Below are 22,568 nucleotides of genomic sequence, written 5' to 3'. Positions count from 1 at the left end.
CGCCCGGGCGCGGGCCGCCGGAGGGTTCCAGCAGCCCGCCCCATCCGCCGCCGGCCGGCGGCCGTGCCGTCCGCCACGCGTCAGCGCCGGGCGTACTCACGGAAGCCGCGGCCGGTCTTGCGGCCCAGGCAGCCCGCGGCGACGAGATGTTCCAGCAGCGGCGCCGGCGCCAGGCCAGGATCGCGGAACTCGGCGTGCAGCACCTTCTCGATGGCCAGCGACACGTCCAGGCCCACCACGTCCAGCAGTTCGAACGGGCCCATCGGGTAGCCGCCGCCCAGCTTCATCGCGGCGTCGATGTCGTCCGGGGTCGCGTAGTGCTCCTGGACCATCTTGACCGCGTTGTTCAGGTACGGGAACAGCAGCGCGTTGACGATGAACCCGGCCCGGTCGCCGCAGTCCACCGGGTGCTTGCGGACCCGGGCGCACACCGCGCGCACCGTCGCGTGCACGTCGTCCGAGGTCAGCACCGTCCGTACGACCTCCACCAGCTTCATCGCCGGCGCCGGGTTGAAGAAGTGCATCCCGATCACGTCCTGCGGGCGCGAGGTGGCACGCGCGCAGGCCACCACGGGCAGCGAGGAGGTCGTCGTGGCCAGGACGGCGCCCGGCTTGCACACCTTGTCCAGGGTGGCGAACAGCTGCTGCTTGATCCCCAGGTCCTCGGCGACCGCCTCGACCGCCAGGTCCACGTCGGCGAAGGAGTCCAGCGACCCGGCCGCGGTCACCGCCGCGAGGGCCGTGTCGCGCGCCTCGGCGGTCAGCCGCCCCTTGGCCACCGAGCGGTCCAGGGATTCGGCGATCCGCGCCTTGGCCGCCTCCGCCTTCTCCAGGCTGCGGGCCGCCAGCACCACCTGGAAACCGGCCTTGGCGAACACCTCGGCGATCCCGCTCGCCATCGTCCCGGAACCGGCCACGCCGACGCTGCGCACCGTGCGCCCGGCGGCCGGTTCGTGGGTCTCGCCCGGCGAGCGGCCGTCCGGCACGACCACCGCGCTGCCCGGCGCCTCGTACGTGTAGAAGCCGCGGCCCGCCTTGCGGCCGGTCAGCCCCGCCTCGGCGAGCTGGCCCAGGATGGGCGCCGGCGCGTGCAGCCGGTCGCGGGAGGCGGCGTACATGGCCTCCAGGACCGTACGGGCGGTGTCCACGCCTATCAGGTCCAGCAGCGCCAGCGGGCCCATCGGCAGGCCGCAGCCCAGCTTCATCGCGGCGTCGATGTCCTCGCGGGTCGCGTACCGGGACTCGTACATCGCGGCGGCCTGGTTCAGGTAGCCGAACAGCAGCCCGTCGGCGACGAAGCCGGGCCGGTCGCCGACCGCGATCGGGTCCTTGCCCAGCTCGCGGGCCAGCTCGGTGACCGCCGTGACGGCGGTCGGCGCGGTCAGTACGGAGGAGACCACCTCGACCAGCTTCATGGCGGGCGCCGGGTTGAAGAAGTGCAGGCCCAGGACGCGTTCGGGGTGCGCGGAGTCGGCGGCGAGCCGGGTCACGGACAGCGCGTTGGTGCCGGTGGCGAGGATGGTGTCGGGCCGTACGACGGCGTCCAGCGCGGTGAGGACCTGCCGCTTGAGCCCGTAGTCCTCCGGCACGACCTCGATGACGAGATCCGCCTCGGCGGCGGCCTGGAGGTCGCGGAACGTACGGAACCGGGCCAGGACGTCCTGCCGCTCGCGCTCGGTGACCCGCTCGCGGCGCACGGCCCGCGCGGTGGACGCCTCCAGCGTCGCGACGGCCCGGCGGGCGGCGGCGTCGTCGATGTCGATGCCGATCACCTCGCGGCCCGCGCGGGTGAGGATCTCGGCGATTCCGGCGCCCATCGTGCCGAGGCCGACGACGGCCACGGTGGCGAGGGCCTGGGGCGCCCCGGCGGGCGAAGAGCCGGTGGAGGAGGTGGAGGCCTTGGGGACAGTGGAGACATCGGTTGAGAGGTCAGGGGTGGACTTACGGTCCATCGCGAGACTCCAGAGAGTGGATCCCGTGCGAAGGGGCTCCCGTGGAGCGGGGCCCGGGTGCGCAGACGGGAAGTGACGACTGAGGAGGGGCCGGGCACATACACAACAGGCATGTACGAGGCGGGTGTTGCCGCGGCGGGCCCTGTCCCGGGGCCGCGCCGTGAGCGTCGTGCTGGACGCCGAACCGACGGCACGCTGTGGCGGCTGCGTCACCAGGCCGCCCGGACAGGGGTACTGCCCGTGCTCAGCAGATTAACTCGCCGGTAACCAGGAGCGCCAGGGGTGGCGCCGGGATTTAGGCTGTGGCCCGGGCCACGTCGCACGTACCGTGATGAATCCGCGGGAGGGGAGTGGCAAATGGAAGATGAATTCCACGAGTTGACGGACCGGGTGCGTGCCGAACTCCGCTCCCCGCAGGACCTCGTCGCCTACGAGCGGCTGCTCGGGCTGGCGCGCAAGAACACCCCGGCGGGGCGCGAGGAACTGGCCCGGGTGCTCACCGCCGTCGAGCGCCCCCTGTGGGCGCGGGAGATCGCGGCGTTCATCCTGGGGACCGCGGGCGACCGCCGCGCCTTCGAGACGCTCGTCCTGCTCCTGAACTACCGCGACCCCGTGCGCTGCGCCACCGCCGCCCACGCCCTCGGCCGCCTCGGCGACCCGCGCACGGCCCGCGCCGCCGCCGCCCTGGCCACCAACCCGCTGCGTACGGCCTACGCCCTGCACCCCGTCCGCCTGCTCGCCGAACTGCGCGCCCCCGAATCCGTACCGGCCCTGATCGCGACCCTGGAACGCCTGCTCACGCCGCACAACCCGTACTGGCGGGTGGCGCTCGCCTGCGTCGAAGGCCTGGGCGCCCTGGGCGACCGCCGCGCCGTACCGGCCCTGGCCGCGGCCCGTGACCACCCGCGCCTGGCCGCCGCGGCGGCGGCCTCCCTCGCCCGCCTGGGCGTTCAGGAGGAGCCGGAAGGCCGGTCCGGGCCGTGAGCGGGGGTGCCGTCCCCGGCCGGGGCGAGCTGCCGTAGGTAGCGCACCTCCGGTACGGCGACGCCCGCGACCTCGTACGCCTCTTCGGCACCGTCGGCCCGGAAACCGGCGTGCTCGTAGAAGCGCCGGGCGCGCGCGTTGCCCTTGAGCACCCACAGGCACAGCGTGCGAAAGCCGCCGCGCCCGGCGCGCGCCAGGCAGGCGTCCATCAGGGCGCCTCCGATTCCCGTGCCGATGTGCTCGGGCGGCAGGTACAGGGCGTACAGCTCGCCCTCGGACGCGGGCCGTGACGTTTCTCCGGCGGTGGCGCGGACGGGCCCGAATGCTGCCCAGCCGACCAGGGCGCCGTCCCGCTCCGCCACGAGACTGACCACACCGGGCGGCCGCGTGGCGAAGAATCCGCGCCGCCCGGCCGCGTCCTCGGCGACGCTCAGCCCGTCCAGATACGCCTGCGGCATCAGCCCCGCGTAGGCGGCCTGCCAGCCGCGTATCCGGATGGCCGCCACCGCGTCGATGTCGTCCTGTGCCATGTCCCGTATCCGCATCGCTCCATCATGGGCGCGGCGCCGGGCTACAGGAGGGCCAGTTGTGTGTGGCCGGGAGCGGGGTCGTGTGCCGGTGGCGGGTCGGCGGGTTTCCGGGATGGCGCGGGCGGGGTGGGACGGGTGATGCGGCGGTGCTCGGCGGGGTGGGTGGGGCCGATGCCGTATTCGGCGGCCAGCTCGTGCACCTGGCGCGTGATCCGGCGCTGGTACCACTTGGGGGCGTACGCGCTGTCCGCGTACATCCGCTCGTAGCGCCGCACCAGATGCGGGTGGTGCCGCGCCAGCCAGGCCATGAACCACTCGCGGGCGCCCGGCCGCAGATGCAGGACGAGCGGGGTCACGGCCGTGGCACCGGCCGCCGCGACGGCCCGGACGGTCGCCCGCAGCTGCTCGGGGGAGTCGCCGAGGAAGGGGATCACCGGCGCCATCAGCACCCCGGCCGGGATGCCGTGCCGCGCCAGTGTGCGGACCACGTCCAGGCGGCGTTCCGGCGCGGGCGTGCCGGGCTCGACGGTGCGCCACAGCTCGCGGTCGACGAAGCCGACCGAGACCGAGACGCCGACGTCGGTGACCGCGGCGGCCTGCCGCAGCAGGTCCAGGTCGCGCAGGATCAGGGTGCCCTTGGTGAGGATGGAGAACGGATTGGCGTGGTCGCGCAGGGCGGCGATGATCCCGGGCATCAGCCGGTAGCGACCCTCGGCCCGCTGGTAACAATCGACGTTGGTGCCCATCGCTATGTGCTCGCCGCGCCGGCGCGGCGCGGCCAGCTCGCGCCGCAGCAGCTCGGGCGCGTTGACCTTCACCACGATCTGGGAGTCGAAGCCCAGCCCGGTGTCGAGGTCGAGATAGCCGTGGGTCTTGCGGGCGAAGCAGTACACGCAGGCGTGCGAGCAGCCGCGGTACGGGTTCACCGTCCGTTCGAACGGCATCCGGGAGGCGCCCGGTACCTGGTTGATGATCGACCGGGCGCGCACCTCGTGGAAGGTGATCCCGCGGAATTCGGGGGTGTCGACCGTCCGGCTGACGACGTCCGTGCCGAAGAGAGCGGCGGACTGCTCGCCCAGATTCTCCCAGCGCATCGCGCTTCCTCCTGAGTCCCTCGGCCCCCCGGCGGTGTTTCCTCGACTGTCCTTCGGCGCTCCGGCTCCCCGCTGGGGCGCCCGGTCCCCGGGCCGGGCACGGCGCCGGGGGAAGCGGTCCGGATTCGATAATAGAACAACTGTTCCCATGATGTCTGTCAAGCCGCTCCCGGCGCGCCGGACGGCCCGGACACCGGTGCGTCCGGCCCGGGCACCCGCGGGCCCGGGCCGCGCCTAAGGTGGTGCCCACTGCGGCACGGCGCGGCGCCGGTACGGCCCGCGGGGCCGCGGGAACAGCAGACGAGCACCGGAGGAAGAGACACATGGGCCAGGTCGAGGCCACCACGCAGCGCGAGATCGCGGCGGACCCGGAGGACGTGTTCGACGCGCTCGCCGACTACAGCGGTACGCGCCGCAAGCTGCTGCCCGAGCACTTCAGCGAGTACGAGGTGCGCGAGGGCGGCGACGGCAAGGGCACCCTCGTCCACTGGAAGCTGCAGGCCACGAGCAAGCGGGTGCGCGACTGCCTGCTGGAGGTCGACGAGCCGACCGACGGGCAGCTGGTGGAGAAGGACCGCAACTCCTCGATGGTGACGACCTGGGTGGTCACCCCGGCGGGCCAGGACCGCGCCAATGTCGTCGTCACCACGACCTGGCAGGGCGCGAGCGGCATCGGCGGCTTCTTCGAGCGGACCTTCGCGCCGAAGGGGCTGGGCCGCATCTACGACGAGGTGCTCGCCAACCTCGCCAAGGAGACGGAGCAGAAGTAGCCGGACGTCCCCGCCGACGGGCCGGTGTCCCCGTCGGCGGGCCGCGCGTCGCCGCGTCTCCCCGAGGAGCCCCGGCGACGCTCACCGGTTCGGGTGGTTTCCGTCGGCCTGCCGTCCGTGCCGGAACGTACCGCCACCTCCGGGAAACGCCTGATGGGCGCCTGACGGGTGCCCCCGGCACCGCAGTTGGCCCCCGTGTCACCCCGCTCCCCGCGCTTGAACGCCGTCGTCGCCCGGTGCGAGAAAGGGGCGGCGGCGCAGGCGTGACGAGGGGAGCTTTACGTGGGCGGTACCACCGTGACCGAACAGGGGCGATGGGCGGCGGCACCGGACGCCCGTCCGGCCCGGCCGGACGACGGCGGCGGCCCGCTCGGCCCCCGCGGGGCACCGGCCCTCCTCTTCGGCCTGCTGACGGCCCTGCTGCCGGTGGCCCTGGGCGCGACGGCGCCCGTCACCGCGCTCCCGCGGATCGCCGCCGACCTGCCCGGCCCGGACACGGTGTCCTGGGTACTGACCGCCTACCTGTTCGCCGCCGCGGCCGGCCTGCCCCTCCACGGCAAGCTGGGCGACGTCATCGGCCGCAAGCCCGCCCTCGTCCTCGCCGCCCTCCTGTTCACCGCGGGCGCGGTCCTGGCCGGCCGTGCGCACTCCCTGGGCGAACTGACCGCCTTCCGCGCACTCCAGGGCGCCGGAGCCGGGGGCCTGGTGATCGGCGTCCAGGCGGTGCTGGCCGTCCTCGTGCCCCCGGCCCTGCGTGGCCGGTTCGTGGCGCTGTCCGGCGCCGTCTGCGGAATCGCCTGCGCGGGCGGGCCGTTGCTCGGCGGCTACCTCACCGACCACGCCTCCTGGCGCTGGTGCTTCTTCGCGGGGGTGCCCTTCGGCGTCCTGGCACTGCTCGTGTCCGCGTTCGTGCCGAGGCTGCCCAGGCCCGCCGTACGGCGCCGGCCGGACCCGGCGGGCGTGCTGCTGCTCGCCGCCTGTGCCGCCTTTCTCGCGCTGCTGGCCAGTTGGGGCGGAACGGAGCACGCCTGGACTTCGCGGACCGCCCTCGGCCTCGGGCTGGGCGCGTTCGGCACCGCCCTGCTGTTCCTCGCCGTCGAGTACTTCGTCACCGACCCGCTGCTGCCGCTCCGCCTCTTCCGCGACACGGTGTTCGCCCTCCCGGGCCTGGTCGGCGCGGTCCTGGGCATCGCGCTCTTCGGCACCGCCGGCTACCTGCCGACCTTCCTCCCGGTGACCGAAGGGGCGTCGCCGGCCCGGTCCGGCCTGCTGATGCTGCCCGCGACGGCCGGTGTCGCGCTCGGCGCCGCCCTCTGCGGCCACCTCGTCCGCCGTACGGGCCGCCACCGCCTGTTCCCGGTCCTGGGCTGTGTGCTGGCGGGCGGCGCGATGGGGCTGCTGTGCCGGGTGCCCCAGGACGCCGGGCGGCCCCTGCACGCCCTCGGGACGGGGGCGCTGGGCCTGGGCATCGGCTGCGTGCTGCCGGCGCTTGTACGGGCCGTTCGCGACTCCGTACGCAATCGCGTACGCCCCGCCGGACTCACTCCCCTGACCGGCACCCACACCACGCTCCGGCAGCTCGGCGGCTGCGTCGCCGCGGCCCTCTTCGCCACCTTCCTCGCCGACCGGCTCGCCGGGCGCCCCACCCACGGCCTGACCGGAGCCCACGTCCCGCCCGGAGCCCACGGCCTGCCCGGAACCGCCCGGCGCGCCGCCGAGCCGGAGTCGCTCGTCCCGCGCCTGATGGACGCCGTCCCGGACGCCCTGCGCGACAGCCCGGCCGCGGCCTACGCGCACACCGTGCCACGCGTCTTCCTCTACCTCCTGCCGGTGCTCCTCCTGGGCCTGCTGCTCGCCGTCTTCCTGAAAGAGAAACCCCTGGTGTCCCACGCCTCGCACTTCTCGCCCGTGCCGATCCCCCCGTACACCGGGCAGCGGGACGCGGTCTCCGTTCCGCAGGCCCGTACCGAGGCGGCCGTCCCCGGCCCTCCGGAGCGCCCGGAACCGGACCGCGCGCCGTATCCGTACCCGCATCCGCCGGCCGCCGGCGATCCGTCCGTACCCGGCGTCCCGATGTGCGGCACGGTCCGGCACCGCGACGGCAGCACACTGCCCAGCGCCGCGCTCACCCTCATCGGCGCCGACGGCCGGCAGGTGGCGCGCGGGGCGACGGGCGAGGACGGCCGGTACGCGCTCGCCGCGCCCGGCTCCGGCGCGTACGTACTGATCGCGTCCGCCGGCGGGCACCGGCCGCAGGCGCTCGCCGTCACGGTCGGCGAGCGGCCGTTCGGCCTCGATGTGGTGCTCGGCGGCGCCGGGCGGCTGACCGGCGCGGTCACCACCGCCGACGGCACACCGGTGCGCGACGCCGCGGTCACGCTCACGGACGTCCGCGGCGAGGTCGTCGCCACCGGCCGCAGCGGACGCGAGGGCGGCTACGTCCTCACGGAGCTGGTGGCCGGCGACTACACCCTCGCCGCGAGTTCCCCCGCGCACCGCCCCGCCGCCCTGCCGGTCACCGTCGACGCGAACCGGGAGTCCCGGCAGGACATCGAGCTGGCGGGCGGAGCGGTGCTGCGCGGAACCGTACGGGCCGGTGGCGGGCGCCCCGTCGAGGACGCCCGCGTCACGCTGCTGGACGCGGCCGGCAACGTGGTGGACACCGCGATCACCGGCCCGGACGGACTGTTCCGCTTCGTCGACCTGTCGGCGGGCGAGTACACCGTCGTCGCGGCGGGCTATCCGCCGGTGGCGACGGTCCTCCAGGTCACGGGCGGCGGCCGTACCGAGCGCGACCTCCAGCTCGGGTACTGACCGCCCGCCCGGCCGGTGCCGGCCGGTCACCCGGACCGGCACCGGCCTGCCCGGCCCGGGTACGCGGGCCGGAGCACCGGCCGCCCCGGGTCAGGCGCGGCGCCACAGCGCCGGGACGGCCGGCGGCTCCCATCCGTCGCGCGCGGTGTGCGGCTGCAGGCACGTGTACGCGGCCCCGTCGTACGTGACCTGGTCACCCGTGCGGTAGTCGGTTCCGGTGGCCCAGGTGCCGCCGGGCGTGGTCGGCTTGCCCGTGGGGGTCGGGCCGGGGGTGGAGGACCCCCGCACCCGCAGGACGAAGTCGAACGACGCCTCCTTGGCCGAGCCGTTCTGCCGCACGTTCATCAGCAGCGCGGGGTTGAAGAGGGGGTCGGTGTTGTTACGCGGCTCGCCGGGGAAGTAGAGCTGCGTGGTGAGGATCGGCTGGTTCGGTGCCTGCAGCTTCACGTGCAGATGCCGGGTGCGGCCCGGGTAGAGGCCCGGCACGATCGTGGTGAGCTTGAACGCGCCGCGCTGGTCGGTGAACTGGTGCCCGCGGAAGCGGAACCCGACGTTGTCGTACGCGCCGTTGACGTCCGCCTGCCACCAGTCCAGCAGGACGTTGGCCAGCGGCTGACAGGTCAGGCCGAAGACGAACCCGCTCACGGTGAGCCGGGTGCCCTGCGTGCCGGGCTGGATCAGCGAGTCCCGCAGCGGCGAGTTCGGCTTGAAGTACGGGCCTTCCATCTGCGGCGGCGTGGGGTCGTCACCGTCGTCGCAGTACGGGGTGGGGGCGAGCGGGCCGTCGGCGGGCTTGGTGTCCCGGGCCAGGGCGGCGCCGCCGAGCAGCAGCGGCAGCGGCACGGCCGCGACGGCCGCCTTGAGCACGTTCTTGCGGCTGATTCTTCTGCGCTGACCGCCTTCGTGTCCGGTTTCTATGCTGTTCTCCGTGCTGTCTGCGCCTGCTGTGCGTTCGTCGTCCATCGCGCGCTCCTGTGAGCAGGGGGGAAGGGCGGGGAGGGCCCCGAACGCGGGGTGGCGGAAGCCGGGGCCGTCCTCGCCGCCGGGGCTGGCTGACGGCGTCAGACGCTATTCGGGCCGCCGCGGCGCTTCGATGGACTCGGCACGGGGGTCATGGTGAATTCCTCCGGTGCCGCCCGCGGCGCGGCGGAAGTCGCCGGGGCTCAGCCCCGTCTCCCGGCGGAAGAATCGGCAGAAGTACGCCGGGTCGGCGAACCCCACCCGGCGGGCCACCTGAGACACCGTCAGGTCGGAACCGGACAGCAGCCGTTTGGCCTCCACGGTCTGCGCGTGCCGGATCAGCCGTCCCGGAGTCCGGCCGGTACTGCGCTTGACCAGCTCGGCCAGATGCCCCACGGAGACGCCCAGTTCGTCGGCGTAGGACCGTACGGAGCGGCCCGCGGAGCCGGGTTGCGCGAGCAGCCGGGTGAACTCCCGCGCGACCACGGCGGCCCGGCCCGACACGAAGTCCGTACCCCGGGAGCCGGACCCGGCCCCGCGGCCGTCCGCGCCCTCCGGCCCCGCCACGCCGTCCGGGGCGGACAGCCGCAGCCCGCGGGCGATGAGGATGTGCAGCTGCGCCTGGAGCACCGACGTGAACGACGGGGCGCGCTCGCCGTACTCCCGCAGCATCTCGCGGACCAGGCCGGCCAGCCGCGCCGCGTCGTCGGGCCCGGGCCGCAGCCACGGGCGCTCGCCCAGCCGCGCCAGCGCGTCCCGGTCGCCGGGGTGGGCCAGCAGGAAGTCGTCGGTGAACAGGATCACCCAGCCGCGCAGGCCGGTGACGCGGTCCCAGTAGTGCACCTGGCCAGGGGTGATGAAGAACAGATGGGGCGGGCGCAGTGGCCGGCGGTCCTCGTCGAGGACGTGGGTGCCGGTGCCGTCCGTCACGTACACGATCTCGTGGAAGGAGTGCCGGTGCGGGAACCCGGCGCGGGAGAGGGGGCCGATGGTGTCGAAGGAGCCGATGGCGAAGGGCAGGAGGTGCGGGGCGGGCACGTCGAGGCGGTGCAGCGGTACGGGGCCGTCGGCCTGGTCGTTGCCGCCGCACGGGGCGAAGACGTCCGGTGCGGGGCCCGCCCGCCGCCCCGCCCGGGAGGTGGCGGCACGCCGGGCCTTCGTGGTCACCTGTTCGGTCCGTCTGGGCACGTCCTCACCATACGGGCGCCCGCAAGACCACGACCGGGACCGCTCGTTCCGGTTACGTGGCGGCTGTCCGCACCCGGGTCCCGGCACCCGGGGCCACGGTGGGGGAGGGGCGGCAGCGGTGCCCGGGGCGACCGATCGGCTTGCGCCATGGTCGTTCGCGCGGGGCGCACCACCTATTCGGTGAATGCCGCCCGCACCGTCACCCCACGGTCGTACCGTGGTAGCGGTGGTGCAAGATCGGTGTACGAAGGAGCAACCGCCCATGGAGCGTGGCCCGTCGCACGGCGACGACAGGGTGGGCGCGGTGCCACAGGTGCCGGCGCCACGGGACACCGTGCCCGGGCGGATACCGCTCGCCGTAGTGGTGGTGGACGGCGACGGACTGGTCTCCCACTGGAGCACGGGCGCCCGCAGGCTCTTCGGCCCCGCCCGCGAGGAAGCGGTGGGCACGCCCGCCGTCGATCTGATGCCCGTCTCCGGCGCGCTCGGCGAGGAGGAGTGGTCCGCGCAGGACTGGGACGAGGAACCGGCGGACGGCGGGGGCAACGGGCCGGATCTGGAGGCGTCGTTGGGCGGCCGGGCCGGCTACCCCACCGCGGGCCGCGCCCGCATGGCGGACGTGGAGCGGGGCACCATAGACATCCTGTGGTGGGCGTATCCCCTGGTGGGCCCGGGTGCGGAGCGCCTGCTCGTACTGGCCGCCGACGCCGACCAACTGCACGGCCACGGCGCCCCGGACAGCGTCGGACCCGAGGAGAGCGAGCGCTTCGCCCCCGGCTTCGCGCTCCACACGGACTTCCCCGGCTCGGAGGTGCTCGCCGCCCAACTGCCGCAGATCCTGCCGAGCATGAGCCCCCAGGAGAGCGCCCGGATCGTCTCCCAGGTGCTGGAGCTGGGCTATCCGGTGCTGGAGATCAGCCAGCAGGAGCGCTTCCCGGTCACCCCGGACTGGGGCGTGCCGCGCCGGGTGGAGCGGCGGGCCCGGCTGCTGCGGGACGCGAGCGGCGTGCCGGACGGCGAGGCCGCCGCCGAGGCCGCGGCGGAGCTGGAGACCGACCTCGAATACGCCGCCGTCCGCGAGCGCCTGGAGTTCCTGAACGAGGTCAGTGGCCGGATCGGCTCGTCCCTGGACCTCTCCCACACGATCCAGGAGGTCAGCGAGGCCGTCGTGCCGCGCTTCACCGACGTCGCCGGCACGTATCTGCGCGAGCAGGTCATCGCGGGCGAGGGCTTCCCCGACGGCCCGCCGGACGCCACGACCCTGTGGCACCGCGTCGCGGTGGAGCACAACGACGAGCCGGGCCGGTGGGACGACGTCGTCCCGGTCGGCGAGTCGATGCCCTTTCCCGTGCACACGCCGTTCTTCCAGTGCATGACCACCGGTGAGCCGGTGCTGATCCCGCGCATCAGCGAGGAGCTGGGCAACGCGATCGCCGCCCAGTTCGAGAAGCGCGACATCAGCCCGCTGATCAACCGGCGGTCGCTGCTGGTGGTCCCGCTCAAGGCGCGCAACGTCGTCCTGGGCTTCATGATCCTGCTGCGCCATCCGGAGCGCATGGAGTTCAACGACATGGACCGGGTCACCGGCGCCGAACTGGCCGCCCGGGCCGGCCTCGTCCTGGACAACGCCCGCATGTACACCTACCAGGAGAACGTCGCCGAGACGCTCCAGGACAGCATGCTGCCGCACATCGAACCGCGGATGGCCGGCTGCGACACGGCCACCCGCTACCTGCCCGGCACCCGCCTCGGCCGGGTCGGCGGCGACTGGTTCGACACCATCAAACTGCCCGGCTCGCGCACCGCTCTGGTCGTCGGCGACGTGATGGGCCACGGACTGAACTCGGCCGCGATGATGGGCCAGCTGCGGACGGCGGTGCAGACCATGGCCGCCATCGACATGCACCCGGCGCAGCTGCTGCGCAGCCTGGACGACCTCGCGCAGCGGCTCGGCGACAACTACCTCGCCACCTGCCTGTACGCGGTCTACGACCCGATCGGCCAGCAGGTGGTGATCGCCAACGCCGGGCACATCCCGCCGGTGGTGGTGCGGGCCGCGGACGGCCGCAGCGAGCTGCTGGACCTGCCGACGGGCGCGCCCATCGGAGTCGGCGGCGTGCCGTTCGAGGCGGTCACGGTCCGCGTGGCGGCGGGCGACCGGCTGGTGCTGTGCACGGACGGCCTGGTCGAGGTGCGGGGCGAGGACATAGGCGTCGGCCTGGCGGCGCTCGCCGAGTCCGCCGCCCACCCGGCCGCCTCGATGGACGACGCCTGCGACGCCATCATCCGCGCGCTCAACGTGCGCGGCGGCCGCAAGGACGACGTGGCGCTGCTGATGGCGCGGCTCAACGGGATCGCCCAGGAGGACGTCGCCGAATGGCGGCTGGCCATCGACGCGCGCGAGGCGGCCCGGGCCCGCCGCCTGGTCCGCGCCCAGCTCGCGGGCTGGGGCCTGGAGTCGGCATCGGAGACCGCCGAGCTGCTGGTCAGCGAGGTCGTCACGAACGCGGTGCGGCACGCGCACACCCAGCACGTGGTGCTGCGCCTGGTGCGTACGGAAGCCCTGCTGTGCGAAGTGTCGGACGACGACCACGCCCTGCCGCAGATGCTGAGCGCGGCGGACGACGACGAGTTCGGGCGCGGGCTGCGGGTGGTCAGCAGACTCGCGCGGGAATGGGGTACGAGCCGGACGGCGACCGGCAAAACGGTGTGGTTCGAGCAGAATCTGTCGCATACCGGAAGCTCCTGGTCGCGCAACGGGCGCACGCCGGGCTCGAACATCGCATGAAAGAACGGTCGGCGGGCTTGCGGGGGCCTCGCGTACGGCAGTAGCTATGGGCCATGAGCGCTTCGAGCCACTACCTGCGGGCCTGGGAAGGCTTCTGGCGGGACGCGCCCGCCGGTGAGGGGGAGGTCTTCTGGGACTCCGACCCGTCCCTGACGGCCGAGCTCCATCTGCCGCTCTTCGCGGACCACTTCGACGCCGCGCTGCCCGTCGTCGACCTGGGCTGCGGCAACGGCACCCAGACCCGCTTCCTGGCGGGGCGCTACCCGCGCGCGATCGGGGTGGACCTCTCGGCGGCGGCCGTCGCCCACGCCCGTGCGGACGACCCGTCCGGGGTGGCCGAATACCGGCGCCTGGACGCGGCCGACCCGGCGGCGGTACGCGCCCTGCACGGCGAACTGGGCGACGCCAACGTGTACCTGCGCGGCGTGCTCCACCAGTGCGCCCCCGAGGACCGCCCCCGGATCGTGGAGAACCTCGCGACGCTGCTGGGCCGGCGCGGCCGGATCTTCGCCGTCGAACCGGCCGAGGCGTCCAAGGACGTCTTCGTGTCGCTGGCGCAGGGCCCCGACGGCCCGCCCGGCAAGCTGCGGGCCGTCCTCGCGCACGGCATCGCCCCCGGCGAGATGGCCGACTCGGTCGTCCCCGAACTGCTCGCCGCCTACGGCCTGCGGGTGATCGGCACCGGCCGGCTGCCGCTGATGACGACCGAGTACCGGGCGGACGGCTCCCGGATCGAGATCCCCACGAACTGGCTGGTCGCGGGCGCGGCCGGCTGACCGGCGGGACACCCCTGCCGCCGCCCGCCCGGGGGACGGGGCCGCCCGCGCATCGGCCCCCGGTACCGCCGCGCTTCCCCCGTACGGCGGAGGAGTCCCGTCCCCAGGTGCGATGCGGGGCGCCCATGGCGGGCGGCACGGTAAGTGCACGGCCGGGAAGCGAACCCGGCCGGGTGCCGGGCCGCCGCGGGGGTGTGGCCCGGCACCCGGACCCAGCCGTACGGACGTGTTCGGGCCGGTGTCGGGGGCGCGGCGGCCGGTCATCGTTATGGTGGGAAACCTGCCCGGTGGCGCGCGTCGGCGTGGCCCGCCGGGCAGGTGCCGCAGCGGTCCGGCTCCTAGCTGTGATGGGACGGGTGCATGGTGAAGATACTCATTTCCGCGGACATGGAGGGCGCCACCGGAGTGACGTGGCCGGACGACGTCCTGCCCGGCCACGCCCAGTGGCAGCGGTTCCGGCCGGTGTTCACCGGCGACGTCAACGCGGCGGTCGCCGGGTTCTTCGACGGCGGCGCCGACGAGGTCCTGGTCAACGAGGCCCACTGGTCCATGCGCAACCTGCTGCTGGAGCGGCTCGACGAGCGCGCGCAGCTGCTCACCGGCAAGCACAAGGCGCTGAGCATGGTCGAGGGCGTCCAGTACGGCGACGTGGACGGGGTCGCGTTCCTCGGCTACCACGCCGGTGCCGGTACGGAGGGCGTGCTGGCCCACACCTACCTCGCCAACTCCCTGACGGGCGTGTGGGTGAACGGCACGCGGGCCAGCGAGGGATACCTCAACGCCCTGGTGGTGGCCGAATACGGTGTGCCCGTGGTGCTGGTGACCGGCGACGACCGGACCTGCGAGGACGCCGTCGGGTACGCGCCGGACGCGCGGGCCGTGGCCGTCAAGGACTATGTCTCGCGGTACGCGGCCGTGTGCCGGCCACCGGCCCGTACGGCGGCGGACATCAGGGCCGCCGCGCGCGAGGCGGCACCGCTCGCGGTGCGCACCGAGCCGGTGCGCGGCGGCCCGTTCACCGTCGAGCTGGAGTTCGACGCCGAGCACCTGGTGGGCACGGCGACCTGCGTCCCCGGGGCCGAGCGCACCGGCGAGCGGCGCGTCGCGTACACCAGCGAGACCATGTACGAAGCGATCCGCTGCTTCAAGACGGTCACCACCGTCGTGTCGTCGGCGGTGGAGGAGCAATATGGCTGACAGCGCCGACGACACGGCGGACCGCGCCGGCGACGCGGTGGACGGACAGGCCCTCGACGAGGTCGTGCGGTTCACCTCCGACCTGATCCGTATCGACACCACCAACCGCGGCGGCGGCGACTGCCGGGAGCGCCCGGCGGCCGAGTACGTCGCCGAGCGGCTCGCCGAGGCAGGTCTGGAGCCGGTCCTGCTGGAGCGCAGTCCGGGCCGTACGAACGTCGTCGCGCGCGTCGAGGGCTCGGACCCGGGCGCCGCGGCCCTGCTCGTGCACGGGCACCTGGACGTGGTGCCCGCCGAGCCCGCCGACTGGAGCAGGCACCCGTTCTCCGGCGAGGTCGAGGACGGCGTCGTGTGGGGCCGGGGCGCCGTGGACATGAAGAACATGGACGCGATGGTGCTCGCCGTCGTCCGGCAGTGGGCGCGGACCGGCGTCCGGCCGAAACGCGACCTCGTCCTGGCCTTCACGGCCGACGAGGAGGCCAGCGCCATCGACGGCTCGGGCTTCCTCGCCGACCACCACCCCGGCCTGTTCGAGGGCTGTACGGAGGGCATCAGCGAGTCCGGCGCCTTCACCTTCCACGCGGGCGGCGGGATGCGGGTGTATCCGGTGGCGGCCGGCGAGCGGGGTACGGCCTGGCTGAAACTGACCGCCGAGGGCAAGGCCGGACACGGCTCGAAGGTCAACCGCGCCAACGCGGTCAGCCGGCTCGCCGCGGCCGTGGCCCGTATCGGCGAACACCGCTGGCCCGTCCGCCTGACCGACACCGTGCGCGCGGCACTCACCGAACTGGCCGCCCTGCACGGCATCGAGGCCCGCCTGGACGCCCCGGACTTCGACGTGGACACGCTGCTCAGCAAGCTCGGCCCGTCGGCCGCGCTGGTCGAGCCGACGGTCCGCAACAGCGCCAACCCGACGATGCTGGAGGCCGGCTACAAGGTCAACGTCATCCCGGGCAACGCCGTCGCGTACGTGGACGGGCGGGTGGTGCCCGGCGGCGAGGCGGAGTTCCGCACCACCATGGACCGGCTCACCGGCCCCGAGGTGTCCTGGGCGTACGACCACGGCGAGGTCGCCCTCCAGGCCCCGGTCGACTCGCCGACGTACGCGGCGATGCGGGCCGCCGTCGAGCGTTTCGACCCCGCCGGCCACGTGGTCCCGTACTGCATGTCGGGCGGCACGGACGCCAAGCAGTTCTCCCGGCTGGGCATCGCCGGATACGGCTTCTCGCCGCTCAAGCTGCCCGCGGGCTTCGACTACCAGGCGCTGTTCCACGGCGTGGACGAGTGCGTGCCGGTCGAGGCACTGCACTTCGGCGTGCGGGTCCTGGACGAATTCCTGACGGCGGCGACGGGACGGCCGCAGCTCCGCTGAGCCGCCGGGCCGGACCGGTCGTTCTCGGCCAGGGCGGACCACTGTGCGAAAAGTATGGGTTGATGCCCGGCCCGGCGTACGACAGGCTTGGCGGCTCCAACGCCTGAGGAGGAACGCCACCATGGTCACCACGGCCCCCTACGGAGCCTGGCCGTCCCCGATCGATGCCCGGCTCGTCGCCGAGCACGACGGCCGGCCCGAGTACGTCGGCGTGGTGGGGGACGAGGTGTGGTGGACCGAGGCCCGCCCCGCGGAGGGCGGCCGGCGCGCCCTGGTCCGCAGGCGGCCCGACGGCACCGAGCAGACGCCGCTGCCGCCGCCGTGGAACGTCCGCAGCCGGGTCATGGAGTACGGCGGCCAGCCCTGGGCCGGCGCCGTGGACGCGGACGGCCGCACGGTCATGGTGTTCTGCGACTTCGCCGACCAGCGGCTGTACGCGTACGCACCGGACGGCGACGCCGGCCCCCGTCCGCTGACGCCCGTCTCGGCCGTCGGCGGCGGGCTGCGCTGGGCCGACCCCGTCCTGCGCCTCGACCGCGGCGAGGTGTGGTGCGTCCTGGAGGAGTTCACCGGCCCCCGGCCGACCGATGTGCGCCGGGTGATCGCCGCGGTGCCGCTGGACGGCTCGGCGGCCGACGACCGCGCGGCGGTACGGGAACTGAGCGACGACCGCCACCGCTTCGTCACCGGCCCGCGGATCTCGCCGGACGGGCGGCGCGCCGCGTGGATCGCCTGGGACCACCCGCGGATGCCGTGGGACGGCACGGAGGTGCTGCTCGCCGACATCACCGACGGCGGCGGGTTCACCGGCGTACGGACGATCGCCGGCGGCGCCGAGGAGTCCGTACCGCAGATCGAGTGGGACGCGGACGGCACGCTGCTGTACGTCTCCGACGCCGACGGCTGGTGGGAGCTGCGCCGCGCCGACCCGGACGCCGCCGGAGCCCCGGGCAGACGCCTGTGCCGGCCCCGGCAGGAGGAGTTCGGCGGCCCGCTGTGGCAGCTCGGGGTGCGCTGGTTCCTGCCGCTGGACGGCGGCACCATCGCCGTGGTGCACGGCCGCGGCGCCATGTCGCTCGGCGTCCTCGACCCGGTCAGCGGCGAACTGGTGGACGCGGCCGGACCGTGGACGGAGTGGGCGTCCACGCTGGCCGTGCACGGCAGCCGGGTGATCGGCGTCGCCGCCAGCCCGCGCAGCGCGTTCGAGCTCGTCGAACTGGACACCTGTACGGGCCGGGCCCGGGTGATCGCGGCCCGGCACACCGACGCGGTGGACCCGGCGTACTACCCCGAGCCGCAGATCCGCACCTTCACCGGCCCCGACGGCCGCGACATCCACGCCCACATCTACCCGCCGCACAGCCCCGGCCACCGCGCCCCCGACGGCGAACTGCCGCCCTACGTCGTATGGGCGCACGGCGGCCCCACCGGCCGCACCCCGCTCGTACTGGACCTGGGGATCGCCTACTTCACCTCCCGCGGCATCGGCGTCGCCGAGGTCAACTACGGCGGCTCCACGGGCTACGGACGCGCCTACCGCGAGCGGCTGCGGGAGCAGTGGGGCGTGGTGGACGTCGAGGACTGCGCCGCCGTCGCCGGGGCCCTGGCCGACGAGGGCACCGCCGACCGCCACCGGCTGGCGATCAGGGGCGGCAGCGCGGGCGGCTGGACCGCCGCGGCCTCGCTCGTGACGACCGGCCTGTACGCCTGCGCCACGATCAGCTATCCGGTCCTCGACCTGGTGGGCTGGACCGTGGACGGCACCCACGACTTCGAGTCGCGGTACCTGGAAAGCCTGATCGGCCCGTACGCCGAGGTGCCCGACCGCTACCGGGACCGCTCCCCGCTGCGGCACGCGGACCGGATCACGGCCCCCTTCCTGCTCCTCCAGGGCCTCGACGACGCCGTCTGCCCGCCCGACCAGTGCGAACCCTTCCTCCAGGAGGTCGGCCGGCACGGCGTCGCCCACGCCTACCTGGCCTTCGAGGGCGAGGGCCACGGCTTCCGCCGGGCGGACACCATCGTCCGGGCGGTGGAGGCGGAACTGTCGCTGTACGTCCAGGTCTTCGGCATCGACCGTACGGATGTTCCCGTACTGGAACTGACCAAGTAACGGACGGCGGCGGCCTCCCCCGGCTGCCGCGCCACCCGGACGAGCGACGCCGCCCCCGCTACCTGGGGCGGCGCCGGTCTCGTACGAGTGGTCCGGGCGGGCCGGGTTCCGGTGTTCGTGCAGCCCATCGAGTGGTCCGGGCGGAGCCTTTCGGATGGACCTGGCGTGGCCGGGAGACAATCCCGGGTGCGAGCGTCGACACCTCTGTTACCGGTGTCACGACAGGAGCCGGCCGTCACCGAGCGCTCGGTGCGGCGTGCCTTTGTGGAGGTCTGCGTGCCCAGCGTGTCCAGAGCCCTGCCCGGTGCCGTGTCCCGGCCCGTCCGGCGCGCGGTGCGCACGCGGCACGTCCGGCTGTCCCTGTCCGCCTCCGTGTGCCTCGCGGCGTGCGCCGCGCTCGTCGGGCCGGTCACCGCCGCGGAACCGGCCGGGGCGGCGGGGGCGGCGGGGGCGGCGGGGGCGGCGCGGCCCGGCTACTCCGTCACGGCCCTGAAGCTGCCGGTGCGCGTCGGTGGCCGCGACTGCACGCTGGACGCCGACCTCTACCGCCCCAAGGGGGTGGACGCCGCGCGTCCGGCGCCCGCCGTCCTGACCACCAACGGGTTCGGCGGCAGCAAGTCGGACGGCTCCACCGACGCCATCGCCCGCGCCTTCGCCTCCCGCGGCTATGTCGCCCTGGCCTACTCCGGCCTCGGCTTCGGCCGTACCGGCTGCCCGATCTCCCTCGACGACCCGCGCGTCGACGGCCGGGCCGCGAGCCGGCTCCTGGACTTCCTCGCCGGGACACGGGCGGCACGGGACGGCACCCGGGTCGACTTCGTCACCAAGGACGGCCCCGGGGACCCGCGGGTGGGAATGTTCGGCGGCTCCTACGGCGGCGCGATCCAGCTGGCCACCGCTTCCGCGGACGAGCGGCTGGACGCCCTGGTCCCGCTGATCACCTGGCACGACCTCGCGTACTCCATGGCCCCGAACAACGCCGACCGCACCTCCGGCGCGGCGGGGCCGTGGCCCGGCGCGTACAAGTACCAGTGGACCAACGGCTTCTACCTCATCGGGGAGGCCCAGGGCCTGCTCCACCCCCGCCTGGACCCGTCACGCGGCGGCGGCGCGGGCTGCCTGCACTTCGTCGCGCGGGCGTGCGAGACCAAGAAGCTGCTCAACTCCGGACGCTACCCGGCCGCCCGTACGGACGCCGTGCTCCGCTACGCCCGCAGCGTCTCCCCGGTCTCCTACCTCCCCACGGTCCGGACGCCCACCCTGCTCGTCCAGGGACAGGCGGACACCCTCTTCAACCTCGACGAGGCCGCCGCGACGTACGAGACCCTCCGGGCGCAGGGCACCGACACCGCCATGATCTGGCAGTCCTGGGGCCACAGCGGCGGCATGGCCGACCCGGCACCCGGCGAACTCGACCTCGCGAAGGGAAATTTCGAGGACAGCTACGTCGGACGCCGCGTCCTCGCCTGGTTCGGCCGCTACCTGCGCCACGAGTGGAGCACCGACACCGGGCCGGCGTTCGCGTACTACCGGGACTGGGTGCGGCGCGGACCGACGTACGGCACCTCGGAGCTCTTCCCCGTGGGCGTCCCGCGGCGGCTGTACCTGTCCGGTGACGGACGGCTCGTGGACAGCCCCGCCGACGTGGTCGCGGGCAGCCGCCGGTACCGCAACTGGCGGATGTCCTCCTCCAGCCATTCCGAAAGCTCGATGGCCGAACTGCTGGGGCTGCCGAACCCCAAGCCGTACGACAGCCGGGGCACCTACCTGGACTGGACCTCCGAGCCGGTCCGCGGGCAGCCCGTGGACGTGGTCGGCGCGCCCCGGGCCACCCTCGAAGTCCGTTCCCCCGCGGCCGAGCGGGTACAGCGCTCCGGCGACGCGGCCGACCGGCTGCTGCTCTTCCTCAAGCTGTACGACGTCGCGCCGAAGGGCGGCAGGACCCTCGTCCACCGCCTGGTGGCCCCGGTCCGGGTGCCGGACGTGACCAGGGAGTTCACCGTCGACCTGCCCGCGATCGTGCACCGCTTCGCGCGGGGGCACCGGCTGCGCCTGGTCATGGCCGCCGGCGACACCGCGTACTTCGGCAACCGCGGGATCAAACCCGTGACCGTACACAGCTCCCGCGAGCACACGGGGACGCTCGAACTGCCGGTCGTCGGCGAGCCGCTGGACGGGCTGGGCGAGATCGAGGGGCTGGCGGACTAGAGGAGCGGGGAGCGGGCGGGGGACCGGGCTCCGGGCCCGGCGGAAACGGAGCGCCGCCGGGCCCGGACGCACCTTGGCCGAAAGTCGCCGGTTTCCGGCCGCTCAGTCCTCGGAGATCGAAATGGCCTGGACCGGGCAGGCGCGGACGGCCTCCCGTACCAGCGGATCGCCCCCGCCGTCCGCACGGCCCGGCAGCAGCGTGCTGAGCCCCTCGTCGTCCTGGGTGAACACCCCCGGTACGGTCAGCGCGCACTGGCCGGAGCCGATGCACACGGAGGTGTCGATGTCGATCTTCATGGCGGCCTTCTCCCGTTGTGCGGCGGACCCTGCGCCGGGTGGTGCGGACAACTGCCGGACTACCAGGTGACGGGCAGTTCGACCAGTCCCTGCAGCGTGTATCCCGGCTTGGCGGGGACCTCGGCCGCGGGCACCGCCAGCCGCAGGTCCGGGAACCGGGCGAACAGCGCCTCGAAGGCGATCTCCATCGTCGCGCGGGCCAGGTTCGCGCCCAGGCACTGGTGGACGCCGAAGCCGAAGGAGATGTGCTGGCGGGAGGAGCGCTCCCAGTCCAGGGACTCCGGCGAGTCGTAGACCGCGGCGTCCCGGTTGACGAGGGAGGTCAGGAAGACGACGCCGTCGCCCGCCCGGATCGTCTCGCCGTCGACCTCGATGTCCTCGGCCGCCACCCGCGCCATCCCGTCGGCGATCGACAGATACCGCATCAGTTCCTCCACCGCGTCCGGGATCAGCGACGCGTCGGCGCGCAGCGCGGCGAACTGCTCCGGGTGTTCCAGCAGCGTGAAGATGCCCAGCGAGAGCATGTTGGAGGTGGTCTCGTGGCCCGCCACCAGCAGGAGCATGGCCATGTGCACCAGCTCGACATGGCTCATCTCGCCGGTGGTCAGCCGCTCGGCGATCAGCTCGTCCAGCAGGCCCTCGCCCGGCTCCTCCTGCTTGCGGGCCACCAGGCCGGTGAAGTACTCCGTCAGCCGTGCCTGGGACGCCGCGACCTCCTGCGGGTCGCTGCTCTGCAGGAGGGTGCAGGACAGGCCCTCGAAGAGCTTGTGGTCCTCGTACGGCACGCCCAGGAGGGAGCAGATCACCATGGACGGCACGGGCAGCGTGAAGGCGGACACCAGCTCCGCCGTCGGGCCCTGCTTCTCCACGGTGTCCAGCAGCCCGTCGACGATCTCGTGGATGCGGGGCCGCATCGCGGTGGCGCGCTTGAGGGTGAAGCTCGAAATCAGCATCCGGCGCTGCATGTTGTGTTCGGGGTCGTCGACCCCCAGCAGCGGGGTCCGCACCTGGCGCAGCATCTCGAACCCCGGACTGAAGGCGGGATACCCCGGGTTCTGCCGGTTGGCGGACATGCGCGGATCGGTGAGCAGCGCCCGCGCCTCGGCGTGGCGGGTCACCACCCAGGCGGTGCGGCCGTCGTAGAGCGTCACGCGGGACAGCGGGCGCGCGTCGCGTAACGGCTGGTAGGCGGCGGGCGGATGGTAGGGGCAGGTGCGGTCCTGGGGGAAGGGCAGAGCCTCGGTCATGTGGTCTCCTGACGGGACGGCTTGGCGGACGGCAGGGCCGCCGGGCTCCTGGGACCAGGCTGTCGGACGGCCGGTCGGGAGCGGGTGAGGGCGGGAGGCGGGGGCAAGGGGTGGGGGTGGGGGGAGGAAAGTTGAAGTAGGGGCGCGTGTGGTCCGGTATGGATCACTCCCACTTCATGCCTCGGGCGCGGGTGCGTCTATGCACAGACCAGCCAATTCCGGCCGCGGGCACGACGGGAGAAGCGGACGGGGGCGACCGCCGCCGGTCGCCCCCGTCC

The 22,568-nt window shown here is 74.1% G+C and carries 16 protein-coding genes; 9 read left to right on the top strand and 7 right to left on the bottom strand.

The window, feature by feature from the left end; all coding sequences use genetic code 11:
- Window positions 1-80: 80 nt before the first annotated feature.
- Window positions 81-1,952, bottom strand: coding sequence for a 3-hydroxyacyl-CoA dehydrogenase family protein (locus tag ACFV57_RS40220; RefSeq protein WP_385243436.1), 1,872 nt, complete (start codon window positions 1,950-1,952; stop codon window positions 81-83).
- 357 nt (window positions 1,953-2,309) lie between these two features.
- Here ACFV57_RS40220 and ACFV57_RS40215 point away from each other — a divergent pair, with 357 nt between their 5' ends.
- A complete protein-coding gene (locus ACFV57_RS40215) occupies window positions 2,310-2,936 on the top strand; it encodes a HEAT repeat domain-containing protein (protein ID WP_385243433.1) in 627 nt (208 codons plus the stop codon).
- Here ACFV57_RS40215 and ACFV57_RS40210 read toward each other — a convergent pair.
- Both ACFV57_RS40210 and ACFV57_RS40205 read right to left on the bottom strand, forming a co-directional pair.
- On the bottom strand, window positions 2,903-3,481 hold the full coding sequence (locus ACFV57_RS40210; RefSeq protein WP_385243430.1) for a GNAT family N-acetyltransferase: 579 nt from the start codon (window positions 3,479-3,481) through the stop codon (window positions 2,903-2,905). The two genes, ACFV57_RS40215 and ACFV57_RS40210, sit on opposite strands and share 34 nt — an antisense overlap.
- 26 nt (window positions 3,482-3,507) lie before the next feature.
- The gene (locus tag ACFV57_RS40205; RefSeq protein ID WP_385243427.1) at window positions 3,508-4,560 is read right to left on the bottom strand and encodes an Rv2578c family radical SAM protein; all 1,053 of its coding nucleotides are present in this window, start codon (window positions 4,558-4,560) and stop codon (window positions 3,508-3,510) included.
- Window positions 4,561-4,883: 323 nt separating this feature from the next.
- Here ACFV57_RS40205 and ACFV57_RS40200 point away from each other — a divergent pair, with 323 nt between their 5' ends.
- Window positions 4,884-5,330, top strand: a complete 447-nt coding sequence (locus ACFV57_RS40200; RefSeq protein ID WP_385243424.1) for an SRPBCC family protein — start codon at window positions 4,884-4,886, stop codon at window positions 5,328-5,330.
- Window positions 5,331-5,612: 282 nt separating this feature from the next.
- A complete protein-coding gene (locus ACFV57_RS40195) occupies window positions 5,613-8,144 on the top strand; it encodes an MFS transporter (protein WP_385243421.1) in 2,532 nt (843 codons plus the stop codon).
- A gap of 90 nt (window positions 8,145-8,234) precedes the next feature.
- Here the strand turns inward: ACFV57_RS40195 and ACFV57_RS40190 are convergent, their stop codons facing one another.
- Both ACFV57_RS40190 and ACFV57_RS40185 read right to left on the bottom strand, forming a co-directional pair.
- The gene (locus ACFV57_RS40190) at window positions 8,235-9,107 is read right to left on the bottom strand and encodes a carbohydrate-binding protein (protein WP_385243418.1); all 873 of its coding nucleotides are present in this window, start codon (window positions 9,105-9,107) and stop codon (window positions 8,235-8,237) included.
- Between the two features lie 105 nt (window positions 9,108-9,212).
- The gene (locus tag ACFV57_RS40185; protein ID WP_385243460.1) at window positions 9,213-10,157 is read right to left on the bottom strand and encodes a helix-turn-helix domain-containing protein; all 945 of its coding nucleotides are present in this window, start codon (window positions 10,155-10,157) and stop codon (window positions 9,213-9,215) included.
- Window positions 10,158-10,554: 397 nt separating this feature from the next.
- On the opposite strand from ACFV57_RS40185, the gene ACFV57_RS40180 reads away from it, so the two are divergent.
- The 6 genes from ACFV57_RS40180 (at window position 10,555) to ACFV57_RS40155 (ending at window position 20,746) form a co-directional block, all read left to right on the top strand.
- Window positions 10,555-13,080: a SpoIIE family protein phosphatase gene (locus ACFV57_RS40180; protein ID WP_385243415.1), complete on the top strand. Its 2,526-nt coding sequence runs from the start codon at window positions 10,555-10,557 to the stop codon at window positions 13,078-13,080.
- Between the two features lie 53 nt (window positions 13,081-13,133).
- Window positions 13,134-13,856 (top strand): class I SAM-dependent methyltransferase, encoded by a 723-nt coding sequence (locus ACFV57_RS40175; protein WP_385243413.1) that lies wholly within the window; start codon window positions 13,134-13,136, stop codon window positions 13,854-13,856.
- A 363-nt stretch (window positions 13,857-14,219) separates the two neighbouring features.
- Complete coding sequence (locus ACFV57_RS40170) at window positions 14,220-15,053, top strand: M55 family metallopeptidase (RefSeq protein ID WP_385243457.1); 834 nt, start codon at window positions 14,220-14,222, stop codon at window positions 15,051-15,053.
- Window positions 15,046-16,425, top strand: coding sequence for a M20/M25/M40 family metallo-hydrolase (locus ACFV57_RS40165; protein WP_385243410.1), 1,380 nt, complete (start codon window positions 15,046-15,048; stop codon window positions 16,423-16,425). The genes ACFV57_RS40170 and ACFV57_RS40165 overlap by 8 nt, the downstream gene beginning before the upstream one ends.
- Window positions 16,426-16,546: 121 nt before the next feature.
- Window positions 16,547-18,538 carry a prolyl oligopeptidase family serine peptidase gene (locus ACFV57_RS40160; protein ID WP_385243407.1) on the top strand — a complete coding sequence of 664 codons (1,992 nt, stop codon included), beginning with the start codon at window positions 16,547-16,549 and terminating at the stop codon, window positions 18,536-18,538.
- A gap of 276 nt (window positions 18,539-18,814) precedes the next feature.
- Entirely contained in the window at window positions 18,815-20,746 is a 1,932-nt protein-coding gene (locus ACFV57_RS40155; protein ID WP_385243404.1) for a CocE/NonD family hydrolase, read from the top strand.
- Between the two features lie 102 nt (window positions 20,747-20,848).
- On the opposite strand, the gene ACFV57_RS40150 is transcribed toward ACFV57_RS40155, so the two are convergent.
- Together ACFV57_RS40150 and ACFV57_RS40145 are read right to left on the bottom strand one after the other, a co-directional pair.
- Window positions 20,849-21,043, bottom strand: a complete 195-nt coding sequence (locus ACFV57_RS40150) for a ferredoxin (RefSeq protein ID WP_385243401.1) — start codon at window positions 21,041-21,043, stop codon at window positions 20,849-20,851.
- Window positions 21,044-21,102: 59 nt separating this feature from the next.
- Window positions 21,103-22,290, bottom strand: a complete 1,188-nt coding sequence (locus tag ACFV57_RS40145; RefSeq protein WP_385243399.1) for a cytochrome P450 — start codon at window positions 22,288-22,290, stop codon at window positions 21,103-21,105.
- Window positions 22,291-22,568: the final 278 nt, after the last annotated feature.

Origin of the sequence: Streptomyces sp. NPDC059788, from assembly GCF_042732265.1 — a bacterium.
Classification (GTDB): Bacteria; Actinomycetota; Actinomycetes; order Streptomycetales; family Streptomycetaceae; genus Streptomyces.
The sequence above is the reverse complement of the archived record's forward strand: the minus strand, read 5'-3'. Positions and strand labels throughout refer to the sequence as shown.

Bases quoted from the DNA above. Each gene is read 5' to 3' on its own strand.
- ACFV57_RS40150 (WP_385243401.1), bottom strand. From the start codon at position 21,043: ATGAAGATCGACATCGACACCTCCGTGTGCATCGGCTCCGGCCAGTGC.
- ACFV57_RS40200 (WP_385243424.1), top strand. From the start codon at position 4,884: ATGGGCCAGGTCGAGGCCACCACGCAGCGCGAGATCGCGGCGGACCCG.
- ACFV57_RS40160 (WP_385243407.1), top strand. From the start codon at position 16,547: ATGGTCACCACGGCCCCCTACGGAGCCTGGCCGTCCCCGATCGATGCC.
- ACFV57_RS40210 (WP_385243430.1), bottom strand. From the start codon at position 3,481: ATGCGGATACGGGACATGGCACAGGACGACATCGACGCGGTGGCGGCC.
- ACFV57_RS40190 (WP_385243418.1), bottom strand. From the start codon at position 9,107: ATGGACGACGAACGCACAGCAGGCGCAGACAGCACGGAGAACAGCATA.
- ACFV57_RS40175 (WP_385243413.1), top strand. From the start codon at position 13,134: ATGAGCGCTTCGAGCCACTACCTGCGGGCCTGGGAAGGCTTCTGGCGG.
- ACFV57_RS40205 (WP_385243427.1), bottom strand. From the start codon at position 4,560: ATGCGCTGGGAGAATCTGGGCGAGCAGTCCGCCGCTCTCTTCGGCACG.
- ACFV57_RS40145 (WP_385243399.1), bottom strand. From the start codon at position 22,290: ATGACCGAGGCTCTGCCCTTCCCCCAGGACCGCACCTGCCCCTACCAT.
- ACFV57_RS40215 (WP_385243433.1), top strand. From the start codon at position 2,310: ATGGAAGATGAATTCCACGAGTTGACGGACCGGGTGCGTGCCGAACTC.
- ACFV57_RS40165 (WP_385243410.1), top strand. From the start codon at position 15,046: ATGGCTGACAGCGCCGACGACACGGCGGACCGCGCCGGCGACGCGGTG.
- ACFV57_RS40180 (WP_385243415.1), top strand. From the start codon at position 10,555: ATGGAGCGTGGCCCGTCGCACGGCGACGACAGGGTGGGCGCGGTGCCA.
- ACFV57_RS40220 (WP_385243436.1), bottom strand. From the start codon at position 1,952: ATGGACCGTAAGTCCACCCCTGACCTCTCAACCGATGTCTCCACTGTC.